Annotated in this window: 18 protein-coding genes; 6 read left to right on the plus strand and 12 right to left on the minus strand. The window is 63.2% G+C overall.

Annotated features, from left to right (window positions below):
- The first annotated feature begins 382 nt into the window (after positions 1-382).
- Positions 383-1276 (plus strand): formate/nitrite transporter family protein, encoded by an 894-nt coding sequence (locus tag APH44_RS05690; protein WP_054891732.1) that lies wholly within the window; start codon positions 383-385, stop codon positions 1274-1276.
- Positions 1277-1279: 3 nt separating this feature from the next.
- On the opposite strand, the gene APH44_RS05695 is transcribed toward APH44_RS05690, so the two are convergent.
- The gene (locus APH44_RS05695) at positions 1280-2374 is read right to left on the minus strand and encodes an MBL fold metallo-hydrolase (protein ID WP_054891733.1); all 1095 of its coding nucleotides are present in this window, start codon (positions 2372-2374) and stop codon (positions 1280-1282) included.
- A 128-nt stretch (positions 2375-2502) separates the two neighbouring features.
- Between APH44_RS05695 and APH44_RS05700 the strand changes: the two genes are divergently transcribed.
- Positions 2503-3579, plus strand: coding sequence for a diguanylate cyclase (locus APH44_RS05700; RefSeq protein WP_177339429.1), 1077 nt, complete (start codon positions 2503-2505; stop codon positions 3577-3579).
- A gap of 10 nt (positions 3580-3589) precedes the next feature.
- Here APH44_RS05700 and APH44_RS05705 read toward each other — a convergent pair whose 3' ends face one another.
- Both APH44_RS05705 and APH44_RS05710 read right to left on the minus strand, forming a co-directional pair.
- The gene (locus tag APH44_RS05705; protein WP_054891734.1) at positions 3590-3910 is read right to left on the minus strand and encodes a DUF2025 family protein; all 321 of its coding nucleotides are present in this window, start codon (positions 3908-3910) and stop codon (positions 3590-3592) included.
- A 125-nt stretch (positions 3911-4035) separates the two neighbouring features.
- Entirely contained in the window at positions 4036-4956 is a 921-nt protein-coding gene (locus APH44_RS05710; protein ID WP_054891735.1) for a LysR family transcriptional regulator, read from the minus strand.
- A gap of 115 nt (positions 4957-5071) precedes the next feature.
- Here APH44_RS05710 and APH44_RS05715 point away from each other — a divergent pair, with 115 nt between their 5' ends.
- Entirely contained in the window at positions 5072-5830 is a 759-nt protein-coding gene (locus APH44_RS05715; protein WP_054891736.1) for an SDR family NAD(P)-dependent oxidoreductase, read from the plus strand.
- Here the strand turns inward: APH44_RS05715 and APH44_RS05720 are convergent.
- Positions 5827-6615 carry a LysR family transcriptional regulator gene (locus tag APH44_RS05720; protein ID WP_054891737.1) on the minus strand — a complete coding sequence of 263 codons (789 nt, stop codon included), beginning with the start codon at positions 6613-6615 and terminating at the stop codon, positions 5827-5829. The two genes, APH44_RS05715 and APH44_RS05720, sit on opposite strands and share 4 nt — an antisense overlap.
- A gap of 101 nt (positions 6616-6716) precedes the next feature.
- Between APH44_RS05720 and APH44_RS05725 the strand changes: the two genes are divergently transcribed.
- Positions 6717-7445, plus strand: coding sequence for an SDR family oxidoreductase (locus tag APH44_RS05725; protein ID WP_054891860.1), 729 nt, complete (start codon positions 6717-6719; stop codon positions 7443-7445).
- Between the two features lie 48 nt (positions 7446-7493).
- On the opposite strand, the gene APH44_RS05730 is transcribed toward APH44_RS05725, so the two are convergent.
- The 7 genes from APH44_RS05730 to APH44_RS05755 form a co-directional block, all read right to left on the minus strand.
- Complete coding sequence (locus tag APH44_RS05730) at positions 7494-8363, minus strand: HlyD family secretion protein (protein ID WP_054891738.1); 870 nt, start codon at positions 8361-8363, stop codon at positions 7494-7496.
- An 11-nt stretch (positions 8364-8374) separates the two neighbouring features.
- Positions 8375-8581, minus strand: a complete 207-nt coding sequence (locus tag APH44_RS05735) for a DUF1656 domain-containing protein (RefSeq protein ID WP_054891739.1) — start codon at positions 8579-8581, stop codon at positions 8375-8377.
- Positions 8568-10556 (minus strand): FUSC family protein, encoded by a 1989-nt coding sequence (locus tag APH44_RS05740; RefSeq protein ID WP_054891740.1) that lies wholly within the window; start codon positions 10554-10556, stop codon positions 8568-8570. Before APH44_RS05740 ends, APH44_RS05735 begins: the two co-directional genes overlap by 14 nt.
- A gap of 161 nt (positions 10557-10717) precedes the next feature.
- Entirely contained in the window at positions 10718-10834 is a 117-nt protein-coding gene (ccoM, locus tag APH44_RS30570; RefSeq protein WP_054891741.1) for a cytochrome c oxidase subunit CcoM, read from the minus strand.
- Between the two features lie 133 nt (positions 10835-10967).
- Complete coding sequence (locus tag APH44_RS30025; RefSeq protein ID WP_177339383.1) at positions 10968-11129, minus strand: hypothetical protein; 162 nt, start codon at positions 11127-11129, stop codon at positions 10968-10970.
- 67 nt (positions 11130-11196) lie between these two features.
- On the minus strand, positions 11197-11535 hold the full coding sequence (locus tag APH44_RS05750; RefSeq protein WP_054891742.1) for a hypothetical protein: 339 nt from the start codon (positions 11533-11535) through the stop codon (positions 11197-11199).
- A 110-nt stretch (positions 11536-11645) separates the two neighbouring features.
- Positions 11646-12341 (minus strand): M949_RS01915 family surface polysaccharide biosynthesis protein, encoded by a 696-nt coding sequence (locus APH44_RS05755; protein ID WP_054891743.1) that lies wholly within the window; start codon positions 12339-12341, stop codon positions 11646-11648.
- A gap of 118 nt (positions 12342-12459) precedes the next feature.
- Between APH44_RS05755 and rapA the strand changes: the two genes are divergently transcribed.
- The gene (gene rapA / locus APH44_RS05760) at positions 12460-15306 is read left to right on the plus strand and encodes an RNA polymerase-associated protein RapA (RefSeq protein ID WP_054891744.1); all 2847 of its coding nucleotides are present in this window, start codon (positions 12460-12462) and stop codon (positions 15304-15306) included.
- A gap of 232 nt (positions 15307-15538) precedes the next feature.
- Entirely contained in the window at positions 15539-17803 is a 2265-nt protein-coding gene (locus APH44_RS05765; RefSeq protein WP_054891745.1) for a bifunctional diguanylate cyclase/phosphodiesterase, read from the plus strand.
- On the opposite strand, the gene APH44_RS05770 is transcribed toward APH44_RS05765, so the two are convergent.
- Positions 17703-18590 carry an NAD(P)-dependent oxidoreductase gene (locus tag APH44_RS05770; RefSeq protein WP_054891746.1) on the minus strand — a complete coding sequence of 296 codons (888 nt, stop codon included), beginning with the start codon at positions 18588-18590 and terminating at the stop codon, positions 17703-17705. The two genes, APH44_RS05765 and APH44_RS05770, sit on opposite strands and share 101 nt — an antisense overlap.
- Positions 18591-18682: the final 92 nt, after the last annotated feature.

Consider the following 18682-nt stretch of genomic DNA (forward strand, 5'->3'; position numbering starts at 1 on the left):
GTCCACTTGTGATGCTGATAATCTTGGCGACTATCAGTCCGTACTCACAAGCACCCACACGAATTGCTTGATTCGATTTGTTAAAGAGCGGTTGGTTAAGAGCTTTTCGTCTCAACCGAGGCGCGCATTCTACGCTTTCCTCATTTGCTGTCAAGCGTTTATTTTGAAGTTTTTTCAAACCGCTTTCTTTCAAAAGCCTTCAACGTCAACGACTTACCGACTGCCTCGCTGCGTTCATCGCTGCGAGGAGGCGAATAATACGTGGTTTGAAATCAGAGTCAACACTTTGATCCAAAAAAACTTTTATCCGCCTCCATGAGCTCACCGGCAACTAATCCGAGCGCAATCGATCTGTAGAGAAACATCCCAGGAGCGCGACACGATGAGCAAAGCGCAGAACGAGAAAACCCCGGGCCTGTCGGCAGATGAAGAGCAGGAAGTCAGCCATAACCAGCCACCCCGCGCAGCAGTACTGCACGAGATCATCCGCGCCCAGGGCGATCAGGAACTGGAACGCACGCTGGCAGCCCTGTGGTGGTCGGCACTGGCCGCCGGCCTGACCATGGGCCTGTCGCTGATGGCAATGGGACTGTTCTATGCACGCCTGCCAGACAACGACAGCAGCCAGGTGATTGCCAGCCTCGGCTACGCTGCCGGTTTTCTTGCCGTGATCCTCGCTCGCCAACAGTTGTTCACCGAAAACACCCTGACTGCCGTGCTGCCGGTAATGACCGCCCCTACCCTCGCCAACCTCGGCCGCCTGATACGCCTGTGGACAGTGGTGCTGATGGGCAATCTCGCCGGCACCTTGCTGGTGGCCTGGGTGATGCTCGAGCTGCCGATCTTCGACAGCAAGACCGATGTGGCCTTTCTCGAAATCGGGCGAAAGGTGATGCACAACGATCCGAGCCAGATGTTCGCCAAGGGCATCGTCTCGGGCTGGATGATCGCGACCATGGTCTGGATGATCCCATCCATGGAGAACGCCAAGATCTGGATCATCCTGATGATCACCTACTTGATGGCCCTGGGCGACTTCACCCATATCGTCGTCGGCTCGGTAGAAGTGTCTTATCTGGTCTGGGCCGGAGAGCAGACCTGGCGCAGCTTCTGGCTGGAGTTCGCCTTGCCGACCCTGGCCGGCAACATCATCGGTGGCAGCTTCATCTTCGCCCTCATCAGCCACGCCCAGGTACGCAGCGACAGCGGCAAGCCGCCGTCGAAGCTGCTGGATGATGAACAAGAGTCGCCAATAAAGAAGGGCCGTGAAAGCTGATACTCAGCGCACCGCCACTGCACGCTCGGTGCTGTCGCCTCGCTGACGCAAAGGCCTGGGCTGCCACCAGTTCTGCCCTGCATGGGGCGAATCCAGACTGACGCGCTCGCCCATCTGTGGCGTGCTCAACGGTACCTGGGCCTGCGCCGCGAGCGCGACGATGCGCTCGAAAGGCTCCTGCCAGCTGTGCAGGGAGAGATCGAACGTTCCGTTGTGGATCGGCAGCATCCAGCGTCCGCGCAGATCGAGGTGCGCTTGCAGGCTCTGCTCAGGCTGCATATGCACATTGGGCCAGGCCAGGTTGTAGGCACCGGTCTCCATCAATGTCAGATCGAAGGGTCCGAAGCGCTCGCCGATTTCGCGAAAGCCTTCGAAATATCCGGTATCACCACTGAAGAACAGGCGCAGCCCTTCATCGATCACCACCCACGACGCCCACAAGGTGCTGTTACTGTCGAACAGGCCGCGCCCAGAAAAGTGCTGCGCCGGTGTGGCGACGAAACGCACGCCTGCGAATTCGGTTTCCTGCCACCAGTCCAGTTGACGCACCTTGTCGCTCGGCACGCCCCACTCGACCAAACGATCGCCCACGCCCAGCGGTGCAAGAAACTGGCCGGTGCTTGGCGCCAGCTGGCGTATGGCCGACTCATCGAGATGATCGAAATGGTCGTGGGACAGAATCACTGCCGCCAGCGGCGGAAGCTGGTCGATTGCCAGCGGCGAAGCGTGGAAGCGCAGCGGGCCGGCCCATTGCACGGGCGAGGCGCGTTCGGCAAATACCGGGTCTGTAATGAAGAAGTGCCCACGCAGTTTCAGCAGTACCGTGGAATGGCCCAGACGCCAGAGGCTGTGGTCCGGGGCATCGAGTACCTGCTGGCGGGTCATCGGCTGCAGGCTCGGGGGAGTGGCAGGACGTGTTTCGGGAGGTTTGCGCAGCAGCAGATACTTGAGGCCGATGCGCAATTTCTTGAGCACGCCATCCTTGGGCAGCTCGGCCTGGTTGTAAAAACGCCCATCCCTGTAAGGTGCCGGCTCGCCGGCGGGGGAAGCCATGGGGGCCATGAGCAGGAGCACTCCGAGGAGGAACAAAGGCTTCATGCTACCTCACAATGATCGGATCAACCGTGAATTGGCTTGTAAGGTCATTTTTCCGCCGTGAATCATTGTTCAACAATATTCATGCAACTTATGCGATAAACGGCTTCTGCAGAAAAAGAACGATAGACATGATCGACAACAGAAGCGGCAAGGGGCTCTCCTTCGTCAGGCGCATCTATCTGCCGCGGACCATCGGCATGGGCATCGGCCTGTTCAGCGTCATGGCGGCGCTTGCCCCGCTGCAACCACCCACCTGGGTGTGGCTGCTGATGCTATTCAACGGCCTGGCCTGGCCGCACCTGGCTTATCAATGGGCGATCCGCTCCCCTGCCCCCTACCGCGCCGAACAGCGCAACCTGTTGCTCGATTCGCTGAGCGGCGGTTTCTGGGCTGCAGCCATTCATTTCAATCCGCTGCCGACCGTGACCATCCTGTCGATGATGACCATGAACAACGTCGCTGCAGGCGGCAAGCGCATGGTACTGCGCGGGTTGGTCGCGCAACTGACAGGCATGCTGCTGGCCATGGCGCTGTTCGGCCCCGGGATGCAACTGCAAGCCACGGCATTGCAGGTCTATGCCTGCCTGCCAATGTTGACGCTCTACCCGCTGGCGCTCGGTTGGGTCTGCTATCAATTGGCGATCAAACTGGCCGACCACAAGCGTCGACTGAGCGCCCTGAGCCGCACCGACAGCCTCACCGGGCTGCTCAACCATGGCTCATGGAAAGACTTGCTGCTGCTGAGGTTCCAGATCTGCCACCAGCAGCAGGCCCCGGCAGTCATCGCCCTGATCGACATCGATCATTTCAAGACCATCAACGACACCTTCGGCCACGTGGTCGGCGATTGCGTGCTGCGCCAGCTGAGCCACGAGCTCAAACGCGTCCTGCGCGACGATGACCTGGCCGGGCGCTACGGCGGTGACGAGTTCTGTCTGATCCTGCCTGCCACCGATCAAGACCAGGCCGGCGTTGCGATGGAGCGCCTGCGTGAGCAGGTCAGCGCCTATCGCAACCCGCAACTGCCGGAATTGCGCATCAGCCTGAGCATAGGCCTCTCGGCCTATCACCCCGGACTGAAAACGCCCGAGCAGTGGCTTGAAGACGCCGACAAGGCCCTCTACACCGCCAAGCATCAAGGCCGCAACCAGGTCAACGTCGCCCGCAGCGAGGCTGGTCCTCTCAAGCTGGCCTACCCCGACTGAACCTGCTGGCTCAGCGCAGGCTACGCTCGGCGACGATCTCCGGCAGGTCGGTGCGGCGCAGATAGATCCGCAGCGGCTCGCCAATGTTCAGGCGATCGTCCACATGCTGTCGCAGCAACAGTGCCAGACGCTCACGGCAGAGCGCCATGCGCCGCCCCGACTCGGGACGCCAGACGAACTCGCTGCAGGGCGTGATGCTCGCGTCCGCGACATCCATACCGAATGCGTCCTCGGAAAAGCGCACGATATGCGTGCCACGCTTGCCATGAAAACCGACGAAGCCGTTGAGCTGCTCGGCAGCTGTGCAGATATCCTGGGATGTGATGGCCATGACGTTACCTCGCAAAGAAATCGGAAGGAACGCACGCCAGGCGGGAACGGTTGCCTCTGTCGGGCAACGCGCAGATCGTTTGTTGCGCAGCCTAACGCAACCTGCGCCGCCTTCGCCAAGGTTTTTCAGCGAGCGCCGGATACCGCCGGATCGAGCTGATCGACCAACAGCGCCTCCATCCATCCCATGAACGCCTGTACCCGGCGCGGAACATGCCGCTGGCGCAGGTACAGCATCGTCACCGGCATGGCCCGGGCCTGCCAAGGTTCGAGCACCCGTACCAGATCACCGCGCCGCACGTCCTCGGCAACACCCGCCGCTGGAACCTGGATCAGCCCCAGGCCGGCCAGGCCCGCGGCCGAATACGCCACGGCATTGTTCACCGTGAGCACACCCCCCATGGGCAGAAAACGCGATTGCCCGTCGACTTCGTACTCGAACCCCGGACTCTGCGCACCGAGCCTGGAGACGTAGTGCACGAGCTGATGCGTCGCCAGATCGTCCAGCGTGTGCGGCACGCCATGCCGGGCAAGGTATTCGGGGCTGGCGCAGTTGCACATGGTCATGCGCCCCAGCGGTCGGGCGGCCACATCCGGGTCACCCAGTTCGCCCACCCGCAGTACGCAGTCAAAGCCACCTTGCAGCAGGTCGACACGCTGGTCAGTGCAACTGAGCTCCACTTCCAGGCGCGGATAACGCAACAGAAAGCCTGAAAGGGCCGGCATCACCACCTTGCGCGCCATCATGGTCGGCATGTCGATACGCAGACGCCCGGCCAGCTCGGCCTCGTCGCTGCGAAACAGGCTCTCGATCTCGTCCATGCCTGACAGCAAATCCTTGCTGCGCTCGTAGAGCAGCAGGCCGTCCTGCGTCGCCTGCACGCGGCGCGTGGTGCGGTTGAGCAGGCGCGTGCCAAGCAAGCGCTCCAGTGCCCGGATCTGCTCCGAGACAGTCGAACGTGGCAAGCCAAGACTCTCACCCGCCAGGGTGAAACTGGACAGTTCACTGACCCTGACAAAGGTACGCAACAATTCCAGCTTGTTCATCGAGCCGCCTTGATAGTTCGAATATGGCGAACAGTATTTCCAAAACAGCCGGATTTAACAGCCTTTTGTCGACCAATAACCTGTGAGCACAGACCCCATCGACGAGGTAATCCACATGAACCGTAAAATCGCTCTGCTCACTGGCGCCAGCCGCGGCCTTGGCCGCAACACCGCCGAACATCTCGCGGCCCGCGGCATCGATGTCATCGGCACCTATCACAGCCGGGCCGACGAAGCCCAGGCCCTGGTCGAGCGCCTGGAACAGGCTGGGGTGCGTGCCGCCATGCTGCAACTGGATGTCGGCGACAGCCAAAGCTTCGCCGACTTCGCCGAACGCCTGGCGCACACCCTTGATCAACGCTTTGCCCGCCGACAGTTCGACTTTTTGGTGAACAACGCCGGTGTCGGCATACATGCACTGTTCAGCGAAACCACCGAGGCGCAGTTCGAGCAATTGCTGAACATCCACCTCAAGGGCCCGTTCTTCCTCACCCAACGCCTGCTTCCGCTACTGGCCGACGGGGGGCGCATCGTCAACATTTCAAGTGGCCTGGCACGCTTCTCGCTGCCCGGTTACTCCGCCTACGCGGCAATGAAGGGCGCCATGGAGGTGCTTACCCGCTACCAGGCCAAGGAGTTGGGTGAGCGCGGCATCCGGGTGAACATCCTGGCGCCGGGCGCCATCGAGACCGATTTCGGGGGTGGCACCGTGCGTGACAATCAGCAGGTCAACGCCTTCGTGGCCAGCAATACTGCCCTGGGCCGCGCCGGCCTGCCCGACGATATCGGCGCAGCCATCGCTCTGCTGCTTGAGGACGGTAATGGCTGGATTACCGGACAGCGTCTGGAAGTCTCCGGCGGCATGTTCCTCTAACCCAGGCTGCTGCCGCTCAGTGCCTGCTGCAAGCTCGCCAAGGCAGGAATGTCCAGCGCCTGGGCGGCGTAGCACAACCCGACCCGACGCCTCAGCGCCGGGCCGGGCCCTGGTTGCCAGTAGACCCCTGGGTGGCGCTCGGCCAGCGACTGCGGCAACCAGGCCGCGCCCAGTCCGGCGGCGACCAGCGCCAACGCCAGTTGCAATGATCCGGCCTGCGCCACCTGCTCACCCTCGCCATACAGCCCCATCAGGCGCTGGTGCGAAGGATGCTGCGGGCAGGTGATCCAGCGACCGTCGGCCTGGCTGCCGGTGGCCATGACCAGGACAAACGACTCTTCCCACAGCGCCAGGAAGAGCTCATCCTCACAGCGCTCGGTTTCATCGGCCAACCGCGCATCGCCCTCGCAACCGTCCAGCAACGTCAATTGCAGCCCAGGCACAGCCTGAGCCGCAAGACGCACGCATGCTTCGACCTGGGCTGGGGCGATATCGGCCTCGATACCCAACGCGAGCGGGACACGCTCCTGCTCCTGGCGAAAGCGCAGGCGCAGCGCCTCGGCTTCGGCAACCATGCGGCACGCCTGCGGATACAGCGCCCGCGCCTGCTCGCTGACGTCCACACCGCGGGCCTGGCGCAGGAACAGGCTGACGCCGAGGTCCTCCTCGAGTTGCCGGATGGTCACTGACAATGTCGGCTGAGCCACGCACAGGCGCTGCGCGGCCAAAGTGATGTTGCGCTCTTCGAACACGGCGATGAACGCCTTGAGATGACGAATATCCATAGATAAAACCGATGTCAGCCAGAGGAATAAGCCGTTTTTCATGGTCTGGATCGATGCTTACAATCCTGGCCATCGAAAACGATTATGCCTTGGAGGCGCTCATGAACAAACCTCTGATCATCATCACCGGCGCCAGCTCCGGTATCGGGGCCGCCACGGCCCAGCAATTCTCGGCCGCAGGTCACCCGCTGCTGCTGATCGCTCGTCGCCTGGAACGTCTCGAAGCATTGGCCCTGCCCAACTGCCTGTGTCGCGCCGTGGACATTCGCGACCGTGCCGCGCTGGTGGCGGCGGTGAACGAAGCCGAAGCCGTGTACGGCCCGGCCGATGCACTGGTGAACAATGCCGGCGTGATGCTGCTGGGCCAAGTGCACGAGCAGGATCCTGAGCAGTGGGACCGGATGATCGACATCAACGTCAAAGGCCTGCTCAACGGTGTGCATGCCCTGGCGAGCGGCATGGTCGCACGCCGCGCCGGCACCCTGATCAACGTCAGCTCCGTCGCCGGGCGCAAGACCTTCCCCAACCATGTCGCCTACGTCGGCACCAAGTTCGCCGTGCATGGCCTGTCGGAAAACCTGCGCGAAGAGCTGGCGCCACACAACGTGCGTGTCGTCACCATCGCACCGGGCGCGGTCGAGACCGAGCTGCTCGGCCACACCACCGACGAGGGCATCAAGCGCGACTACGAGTCGTGGAAAGCCAATGACATGGGCGGCGTAGTACTCAAGGCCGAGGATGTGGCCGGGGCGATCGTCTGGGCGTACCAGCAGCCGCAACATGTGTGCATCCGCGAGATCGTCCTGGCAGCCACTGCCCAGCAACCCTGATCGGCAAGCGCCCCCACAGGCACGCTAGGTGCCTGTGGGGGCGCTTGCTCAGCGCTGTACTTCATCCTCCCGAACCTGCACGCTGGCGGTCATCCCTGCGCTGAGATTCACCCCTGCGGGGATCTCGTCCAGCCTGATCCTCACCGGTATCCGCTGCGCCAACCTGACCCAGTTGAAGGTCGGCTCCACCTCCGGTAACAACTGTCCGTCCGGGGTCGAGTTGCGGTCAGTGATGCCCCGGCTGATGCTCTCCACATGCCCATGCATGGCCTCCCCCGCCCCCATCAGCCAGACCTTCACCGGATCCCCGACACGAATGCGCGGCAGCTTGGTTTCCTCGAAATAGGCCTGAATATAGAAGGTCGAGTCGTCCACCAGCGCCATCATCGATTGCCCGGTATTGACGTAGTTGCCTTGGGCCAGTCGCAGGTTGGTGATGTGACCGTCGCGCGGTGCGCGCACTTCGCTACGGGCCAGGTTGATCTTGGCCACCTGCAGTTGCGCTTGCGCCTCGTGCAGTTCACCACGGGCGATGGCAGCGTTGATCTGGGCGTTCTCGCGCAGCTCGGCGCTGATCGCCTCCGGCCCAAGGGCCGTGCGCCGAGCCGCTTCGCGCTCACGCAGGCGCAACTGCTGGGTGCGGGTTTCAGCCACGGCACTGGCCTGGTCGAAAGCCGCCTGGAAGCGCTCGTGATCGATGATCATCAAGACATCGCCGGCCTTCACCGGCTGGTTGTCGTGTACCCGCAGTTCGCGCACCCAGCCGGACACGTCCGGGGCGATCACCACCACATCGGCCCGCACCCGCGCATCGCGCGTCCAGGGAGTAAGCATGTAGTACTGCCAGAGGTGATATCCGGCAAACACGGCAATGGCCACCACACACAGGGTGACCAGGGTACGTACAGCTGTACGCATGGACTGACTCCTTACAAAGGTCCCAACAGATGTACCACCAACGACAGCACACAGACGAACAACGCCGCATCGAACAGCGCTTCATGCCAGATCCAGCGACCTAGTGGCGTCGCCTGCACCACCCAGCGCAACAGCCCAGTAAGCACCAACGCCATCAACACGTAGATCAGAAACGGGCTGAGCAATACGCCGCCCAGCGCCCACTCACGCAACCCCATGGACTTCCTCCTGCCAACGGCACCACTTGCGCCAGCTCTTCTGCAATTGCAGGACCGCGCCGATAGCCAGGCGCAGCGGGTCGCTCGACGGCTGGCGGCGCAGGGCCTCGATGAACTGCTCGCTGGCGGCATCCAGGCGCTGGCCGCGCCCAGGCGCAGGGCCACTGGCCAGAACCGCCTCCAGTTGCTGCAGGTACTGGCGCTCGGCACCGGCCAACGGTACCTGGGCCACCGCCAGGCACATGCGCAGGTGCACCAGTTCGTCACCGATGTCCAAGCCATGCAGGCCATCGTCCCAACGCTTGCGCTCGGCCTCGGGCAATTCGCTGGCATGACGGGCCAACTGCATCAGGCGATCGGCCATGCGTCCACCGAACCAACTGTCGGCGCCCCGCAGGTCGCGATGGGTCAGGCGAACCAGGTCGCTCTGGGTGGCAGCCCTCAGACGCCGACCCAGCCACTTCGGATGACGCAGCACGACCAACCGAAACGCCAGTACCGCCGCCCCCACACCGATGAGCATGGCCTGGGCGCTGTTGAGCATGCTGGCCACGTCGAAGTGCATGGCGTTCAGAGGCGCCACCAGCACGATGAAATGCAGGCAGTACGAGGTCGCCGTCGGCCCCGTGCGCGGATGGGCCATGCCCAGCGCACCGAAGAACAGCGGTACGCCCATGCCAAGACACAGCAAGGCGAAACTGCTCCATTGTGGCAACAGGATCTGCCCGACGAAAAACGCCACCGGAATCGCCAGCAAGATGCCACGCAGAAAGCTCAAGCCGATCTGCGCGCCGTTCTCGCGGCTGGCGAACAGGCTGCAGACCACGCAGGTCAGTACCAGGCCTCCGGGGGCCGAGGGCCAGGCCGTGGCCAGCCAGAAACTGCTCATGACCAGAAACGCCAACGCACTGCGCGAACCGAACAGCAGCGCCAGCGGCAGGTCGCGATGCGCCGCCAGGCCCAGCGATACGTCCTTGGGCGTTCGCCCCTCCTCTACATCCAGCAGCGCCTGGGTGGCGGCCATGGCGAAGTCCAGCAGCAGGGCCAGGCGCGCCAGGCAGAAATGCTCGGCGGGGCTGATCTGTTCGTCGTGGGCGGCGTCCCAGATACGTTGGCGCAATAACAGAAGGCTGGGCTGATCGGGGTTGGCCAACTGGGTCCGAACCTCCTCCAGCCAGGGCGCCAGGTGCGCCGCTTGCTGTTCGTCGAGCTGACGCCACTGACGACGCACCGAACGCGAAATGCGCAGCAGCACCATCAGCTTCTGGCTCAGGCCACGGATTGCGCGGGCCCGCTGGCGGCCACGACTGCCTTCGAACCAGGCATGTTCACGCTGAACGTCGATGGCGACGATGCGCCCAAGGATGTCAAGCAGCCCCTGGCGCGCCTCGTCTTCTCCGCCGAGCATGGCACTGGCGGTCTGCATGCCGTTCTGCCAGGCCTGCCGCGCCTGGCCGCCGAGTTGCTGCTCGACGCGCATCGGCCAGATCAGCGCGCTGGTGGCTGTGGCGCAGACGATGCCCAGGCAGATTTCGGTGCAGCGCGCCACCGCCTGGTCGAACACCTGCAAAGGGTGGTCGATCGCCGGCAACGCGATGATCGCTGCGGTATAGCCCGCCAGCACGAAGGCGTACGCCCAGGCACTGCGTAGCTGGGTTGATGCGGCGGTACAGAGCGCCAGCCACAAGGCAAGGGTCAGCAGGAACAACCACGGGGTCTGGGCGAACAGGCCGATGAACACCACCGACATGAACGTACCGACCAGGGTGCCGGCCAGTCGCGCCAGCCCCTTCTGCACCACCATGCCCGACAGCGGCTGGGCCACGATGAACGCCGTCATCAAGGCCCAGGCGGGTTGTTCCAACCCCCAGCGCAGCGCCAGCCACAGCGCCAGTCCACCGCCCAGCAGGGTCTTGATGGCGAACTTCAGAGCAGGGCTGGTGGGTGCGAACAGGGCCTGGAGGGTGATGGGCACGAAGCGGACCTTGCGGGGGGATATTGAATAGAACGATAGACAACGAACGGAAGAATAAAATGCAATCAACTAATTAGCTAGCTAATCATCTTTTAAAACGGCAAAAAAATAGGCGACCGAAGTCGCCCTAAATGCCTTGCGTGCTCGTATACCCGGAAGGATCAGCGCGATTTGCGCTTGTTCGCATCCTTCCAGATGAAAAGTCCCAGACCGGCAAAGAACGTCAACATCAACCCGACTGTCACCACACCGGCGATCACCACGTTGTCGAAGAACATGTCGGCCTCCCGATTCGTTGCCGTTGTCCGATGTGTGCAAGGTAACGAATGTGCGGGGAGGAGAAATTGACCAGGGTCAATAGGGCCCGGGACCGGGCACAAGAGGGGGCGCAGGTTTGACCTGCATCAGTTTTCAGCGCTTCTTGGGCTTGCCTTTGCCGTTCTTCTTCTTGCTTTTGCTCAACGGCATGGCCTGTTCGAAGGCCTGGCGCATTTCATCCAGGCGCTTGTCCTTGATGTCGTGGATGCGTTTGGCGCGCTCGGCGCCGAAGTCGATCAGGTTGTCTTGGCTCATGGGCGGGCTCGACTGACAGCGGATGCGCCCATGATGAAGCCTGATGGCGACGCTGAACAGCCCCGTCTCAGACTTCGATATCCACCAGCAACCCCTGACGCGGGCGCTCACCGAGCGGCGCCACCGGCACGGTATTGTCGGCATTGAGTTCATCGCCGGGCATGGCGCTGTAGAGCTCTTCCTGCTCGTCCTGGCGGCGTTGCTGACGGCGCTGCTGCTGGCGGCGTTGTTCCTCGCGCAGCCGATAGGCTTCATCCTGCGGGTCGCGCTGCTGCTTGAGGTCGATGGTGCCATCGCTGGAGGCAGGCTGGGCCGGAACCACCGGAGGAATATTGGGGCTCTGCTTGACGGGGTCTTGTTGCGAGGTCACGGGGACGGCACTGAGCGGAATAATCGGCGGCAGCATGAGTCGGTTCTCCTGTAGCCACTGTGTCGGCCAGCCAAGGTGCGCCTTGAGCACATGGACAAGGGTTTGTGCGGCCGGTCACAATACCGTCTGCAAAGTATAGACCGCGATCATTCGCCTTCGTCGTCGGGATCGTCGTCAGCGGGCTGGCTGGTTTCGCTCCAGGGCCGCTTGTAGACCTGTTGCCAGACCGCGTCCATGTGTTCGCGCAACACCTGCGGCGCGCTCTTCAACGACGCACTGTCCTCGCGCTCGCCGCCGATGGGCTCCTCGCCCGCCGGGCTGATCTGCGACTGACCACTGATGCTGTAGATCGCCTCGCCTTCGCGCATTTCGATGCTGATGTCATGCGGGTCGATGCCGCCGCCACAGAAGGCGTGGCTGGCCACGGTGACTTCGGCGACACCATCCTTGTTCAGGTCGGTGACGTCGCTGACATCGGTATAGAAGTCGACATCCAGGTCCAGCCCCGGGCACGTTGTCTCCTGATCGATCTGCCAGCGTGGCTTGAACGCCTCGCTTTCGCTCGCACGCCCATAGAGCGTGGCCTTGAGCACGACCTTGTCGACTTCCTGTTCGCTGTCGGCATCGGTCGCCTGGCCGTCGACACGGCTGAGCACCAGCAGACCTTCGCCTTCGCGGTCGTGGAAATGCACGCTCTTGAGCGGCGTCTGAACGCCCAGGACTTCCAGTTGCTCGACCGGAATCGGCGCGAGGATCTCGAACTTCTTCTGGTCACAGGCTGCGAGCAGCGCCAGGCTGCCCACGGCCAGGGAGAGGTTCAACCAGCGGTGCGTGACAGGCATGTTGGCGCAAGGCCCTCGTTGACTAAAGGGTATTCGTCGATGAAGTGGCTGAACGCTTTGGTCCGCCGGGCCTATCCGTTAAGATAGTGCGCTTTTTCATCGCGGGAGTTCAGGCAGTATGGCGCAGCAGTATCAACCGGGGCAACGCTGGATCAGCGACAGCGAAGCCGAGCTCGGCCTGGGAACCATCCTGGCGCAGGATGGCCGCCTGCTGACCGTGCTCTATCCGGCCACTGGCGATACCCGCCAGTACTCGCTACGCAACGCGCCGCTGACCCGCGTGCGCTTCTCGCCGGGTGACCTGATCACTCACTTCGATGGCTGGAAGCTGACCGTGCGCGAGGTCGAGGATGTCGATGGCCTGCTGGTCTACCATGGCCTGGACGGGCAGAACCAGGCGCGTACCCTGCCTGAGACGCAACTGTCGAACTTCATCCAGTTCCGCCTGGCGAGCGACCGTCTGTTCGCCGGACAGATCGACCCGCTGTCGTGGTTCTCGCTGCGCTACAACACCCTGCAGCACAGCAGCAAGCAGATGCTCTCCTCGCTCTGGGGCCTGGGCGGCTGCCGCGCCCAGCCGATCGCCCACCAGTTGCACATTGCCCGTGAAGTCGCGGACCGTATCGCCCCGCGGGTATTGCTGGCCGACGAAGTAGGCTTGGGCAAGACCATCGAGGCGGGCCTGGTCATCCACCGCCAATTGCTGACGGGCCGTGCCAGTCGCGTGCTGATCCTGGTTCCGGAAAACCTTCAGCACCAGTGGCTGGTGGAAATGCGCCGGCGCTTCAACCTGCAGGTGGCATTGTTCGACGCCGAGCGTTTCATCGAGAGCGATGCCAGCAACCCGTTCGAAGATGCCCAACTGGCGCTGGTGGCGCTGGAGTGGCTGGTCGACGATGAAAAGGCCCAGGACGCCCTGTTCGCCGCCGGCTGGGACCTGATGGTGGTCGACGAAGCCCACCACCTGGTATGGCACGAGGAGCAGGCCAGTGCCGAATACGCGCTGGTCGAGCAGTTGGCCCAGGTCATTGCTGGCGTGCTGCTGCTCACTGCAACCCCCGAACAGCTTGGCCAGGACAGTCATTTCGCCCGCCTGCGCCTGCTGGACCCCAACCGTTTCCACGACCTGGCCGCCTTCCGCGCCGAGAGCGAGCACTATCGCCCAGTAGCCGAAGCCGTCCAGGAGTTGCTCGACGAAGGCCGCCTGTCGCCCAAGGCCCACGCCACCATTCACAGTTTTCTTGGCGCCGAAGGCGAGGCCCTGCTGGCCGCAGTCAGCGATGGCGACAGCCAGGCCAGCGCACGCCTGATTCGCGAATTGCTCGACCGCCATGGCACCGGCCGCGTGCTGTTCCGCAACACCCGCGCCGCGATCCAGGGCTTCCCCGAGCGTCAACTGCACCCCTACCCGCTCGCCAACCCCGAACCTTACAGCGCGCTGCCCGCCGGTGAGCGTGCCGAGCTGTACCCGGAAGTGGCCTTCCAGGCCCAGGGCGAAGGCAGCGACGACGAACGCTGGTGGCGCTTCGACCCACGGGTCGATTGGCTGATCGACACCCTGAAGATGCTCAAGCGCACCAAGGTTCTGGTGATCTGCGCCCATGCCGAGACCGCCATGGACCTGGAAGACGCCCTGCGTGTGCGCTCCGGCATCCCCGCGACGGTATTCCATGAAGGCATGAGCATCCTCGAGCGTGACCGCGCCGCCGCGTACTTTGCCGACGAAGAATTTGGCGCGCAGGTGCTGATCTGCTCGGAAATCGGCAGTGAAGGCCGCAACTTCCAGTTCGCCCACCACCTGGTGATGTTCGACCTGCCGGCGCACCCGGACCTGCTCGAGCAACGCATCGGTCGCCTCGATCGGATCGGTCAGAAACACACCATCCAGCTGCACATCCCGTACCTGCAGGACAGCCCGCAAGAGCGCCTGTTCCAGTGGTACCACGAAGGCCTGAATGCCTTCCTCAACACCTGCCCGACCGGCAGCGCCCTGCAGCACCAGTTCGGCACGCGCCTGCTGGCGCAACTGGTCGGCGGCGACAATGCCGCCTGGAGCGCCTTGGTCGCTGAAGCCCGCGGCGAGCGCGAGCGCCTGGAGGCCGAGCTGCACAGCGGCCGCGACCGCCTGCTGGAGCTCAACTCCGGCGGCGCTGGCGAAGGCGAGGCACTGGTCGAGGCGATTCTCGAGCAAGATGATCAGTTCGCCCTGCCTATCTATATGGAAACCCTGTTCGACGCTTTTGGCATCGACAGCGAAGACCATTCGGAAAACGCGCTGGTGCTCAAACCCAGCGAGAAGATGCTCGACGCGAGCTTTCCGCTGGGCGACGACGAAGGCGTGACCATCACCTACGACCGTGGCCAGGCCCTGTCGCGCGAGGACATGCAGTTCCTGACCTGGGAACACCCGATGGTGCAGGGCGGCATGGACCTGGTGCTGTCCGGCTCGATGGGCAACACCGCCGTGGCGCTGATCAAGAACAAGGCGCTCAAGCCTGGCACCGTGCTGCTCGAACTGCTCTATGTCAGCGAGGTGGTGGCACCGCGTAGCCTGCAACTGGGTCGCTACCTGCCCTCGGCCGCCTTGCGCTGCCTGCTCGATACCAATGGCAACGACCTGGCGCCGCGGGTTGCCTTCGAAACCCTCAACGACCAGCTCGAAAGCGTACCCAAGGCCAGCGCCAACAAGTTCATCCAGGCCCAGCGCGATGTCTTGGCCAAGCGCATCGCCGCTGGCGAGGCGAAGGTACTGCCGGTGCATGACGAGCGTGTCGCCGAGGCGCAGCGTCGCCTGGCCGCTGAAGCCGACGAGGAGCTGGCTCGCCTGACGGCGCTCAAGGCAGTCAACCCGAGCGTGCGTGACAGCGAGATCGATGCCCTGCGCAAGCAGCGCGAACAGGGCCTGGCGATGCTCGAAAAGGCCGCGCTGCGCCTGGAAGCGATTCGCGTGCTGGTGGCCGGCTGACAAAACGGCGAGCCCGCTCCCGCAGCGTTGTACATGCAGGAGCGGGCTTGCCCGCGAAGCACGCGCCCCCTCATCTTTTTTTATAACCTTCCGCTATTGACGTCATGTCCAAATGGTAGAGATCAAACTGCCATTAATCAGGAAGGCCTAGCGCCCCTTTCCTATACTCCGGTTTCAACGGTCTCCACCACGCTGTTTGGGGACGAGTGCAAACTCGACGAAGAGACAGGCAATGGAGTGGCTGGGACTTCAATTGTTCGCCGAGCTTCCGGCGAGCGGACAAATCATCCTCGACTGCCGTCATAACCCTTTCCTGGTCATGCTCGCCTACCTGGTGGCCTGCGCTGCATGCTTCGCCACCCTGGACATGGCCGAGCGGCAAAGTCACAGCGAGGCGCTCAACGCCCGCCGCCAATGGCGGATTCTGGGTGCCTGCTGCCTGGCCAGCGGTATCTGGGCCATGCACTTCATCAGCCTGCTGGCGTTCCAGGCGCCACTTGACGTGCATTACGACATGCCGCTGACCGCCCTCTCGCTGATCATCGCCCTGCTCGCCGCGTGGCTGGCGATGAACAGCCTCGATCGCACTGTGATGCAGTGGCGTCATTACCTGCAGGCTGCGCTGGCGATCGGCCTCGGCATCATCGTGATGCATTACGTCGGCATGGCCGCGCTGCAGACCAGCGCCCTGCAGTACTACCAGACCCCACTGCTGGTCGCCTCGCTGGGCATCGCCGTAGTCACCAGCCTGGTGGCGCTGCTGATGGCCCGGCACTTTCGCAGTGGCAGCGGCACCCTGCATCTGGTGATGAAGTACGGCGCCAGCCTGATGATGGCGGCGGGCATCGTCCTCACCCACTTCACGGGCATGGCGGCACTGTCGCTGGTCATTCCAGACAACCTGCCACTGCAACTGCCCTCGGCCAACAACAGCCTGCAGTTGGGGCTGACCATCGCGTTCATCACCCTGCTGATCAGTGGCAGCAGCATCAGCGCTGCACTGGCCGACAAGAAACTGCAAAGCAAGGAACATGACCTGCGGCGGGTCAATGTGCTGCTCAGCCAGCTCGACCAGGCCCGTGCCTCGCTGCAACAGGCCGCCCACTACGATGCCTTGACCAACCTGATCAATCGCCGCGGCTTCAACCAGGTCTTTGCCGAACGCCTGGCCGAGCAGACCGCAAGCGAAGGCATGCTGGCCGTGATGTTCCTCGACATCGACCATTTCAAGCGCATCAACGACAGCCTCGGGCATGCTGCTGGCGACGAACTGCTCAAGGTGATCGCCGGACACATCAAGGCGGCGACCCGCTCCCAGGACGTGGTGGCACGCTTTGGCGGCGATGAGTTCTGCATCGTCACCAGCCTGCACAACCGCGACGAAGCCCGTCACCTGGCGCAACGCATCATGCAGCGCATGAAGGAGCCCATCAATCTCGGTGGGCGACGCATGGTCATGACCACCAGTATCGGTATCAGCATCTTTCCCGACGATGGACGCAGCGCCGAGGAACTGCTGAAGAATGCCGACCTGGCGCTGTACCAGTCCAAGGGTGGCGGGCGCAACAACCTGAATTTCTTCAACAGCAGCCTGAAGACCCGCGCCACGCTCGAGTTGCAACTGGAAGAGGAACTGCGCGTGGCATTGCTCGAAGAGCGCGGATTGTGCGTGCATTACCAGCCGATCTTCGACCTGCACAGCGCACGGGTCGCCAAGCTGGAAGCCCTGGTACGCTGGCAACACCCGCAGCATGGCCTGCTCGGCCCCGACCGCTTCATCGGTATTGCCGAAGCTAATGGCCTGATCGCCGAACTCGATCTCTGGGTACTGCGCCGCGCCTGCGAAGACGTGGCTGAGCTCAACCGCCTGGGCTACGGACACCTCAAGGTCACGGTCAATTGCTCCGCCGTGACACTGGGGCGCGAGGAACTGGCCAGCGAAGTGGAGATGGCCTTGTTCCAGGCCGGTGTGGCTGCTCGCCAACTGGAACTGGAAGTCACCGAAAACGCCCTGATGGGCGATATCCACCGCACCATCAACCTGCTCAAACGCATCCGCGCCCAGGGCGTGGCCCTGTCGATCGACGACTTCGGCACCGGCTATTCATCACTGGCCTACCTCAAGCGCCTTCCCCTGGACGTGCTGAAGATCGACCGCTCGTTCATCCAGGATGTGCCAGGCAGCCAGCAAGACCGAGAGATCGTCCAGGCCATCATCATCATGGCCCACACCCTGCACCTGCAGGTCGTCACCGAGGGCGTGGAAACCGACGAGCAACGCGCATTTCTCGCCGCCCAGGGCTGCGATTTCCTTCAAGGCTACCTGCTCAGCCGTCCGGTACCGTTGACCGACCTGCCGCCGGTGCTGGAGCGGCTCGACAATCTGGACAGCGACTTCAGTCCCGAGCGCGGAACAGCTCTACCAGGGTCGCCGGATCGTTTTGCAGATGCCCCTGGCTGCCGTGCAGGCGCATCAGTTGCGCGGCGAGGCCACTGATGGGTGTTGCCGAACCTTGCTCGCGGGAAAACTTCACTGCAGTGTCGAGGTCCTTGAGCAAGGTGCGCACATGCCATTTGACCGGGGTGTAGCGACTTTGCGCCATCTGTGGCGCGAGGATCTGCAGCGGCCGGGAGTCGGCGAATCCACCGCAAAGCGCTTCGGCGATCAGGCTGGCATCCACCCCTGAGCGTTCGGCCAGGGCCACCACCTCCGCAATCACCAGGGCATTGCAGGCAACGATCATCTGGTTGCAGGCCTTGGTCACCTGGCCGGCACCAACCGCCCCCATGTGCGTCACGCGCTGGCCGAGGGTCAGCAACACCGGGCGCACGCGCGCCAGGTCCGCAGCGTCGCCACCCACCATGATCGCCAGGGTACCCGCCTCGGCGCCTGGCGTACCGCCGGACACTGGCGCATCCAGCCAGGCCATGCCGCACAGGGCCGCAAGCTCCGCGGCCATGTCGCGGGTGGCGGTTGGCTCGAGGCTGGAGAAATCCACCAGCAACTGGCCGCTACGCCCGCCCTCGGCGATGCCTTGCTCGCCGAACACCACCTCGCGGACCACGCCCGTGTCGGCCAGGCACAGCAGCACGATGTCAGTGTCACGGCACAACGCCGCCGGGCTCTCGGCCAGGCGTGCGCCAGCGGCGACCAGCTCGGCGCACTTCTGCGGGCTGCGGTTCCACACGGTCAGCGGGTAGCCGGCAGCCAACAGACGACGGCACATCGGCAGGCCCATCAGGCCGATCCCGGCGAATCCCAGGGAAGGCAATGCAGTACTCATGAACGACTCCAGGCAAGGATTAAAGAAGCGCGACCTTCGGACGATGCAGTGCAGATGCCAGCGCAAACCCCTAACGACCATAGGGTAAACCC

Source organism: Pseudomonas sp. NBRC 111143 (assembly GCF_001320965.1).
GTDB classification, from domain to species: Bacteria; Pseudomonadota; Gammaproteobacteria; order Pseudomonadales; family Pseudomonadaceae; genus Aquipseudomonas; species Aquipseudomonas machongensis.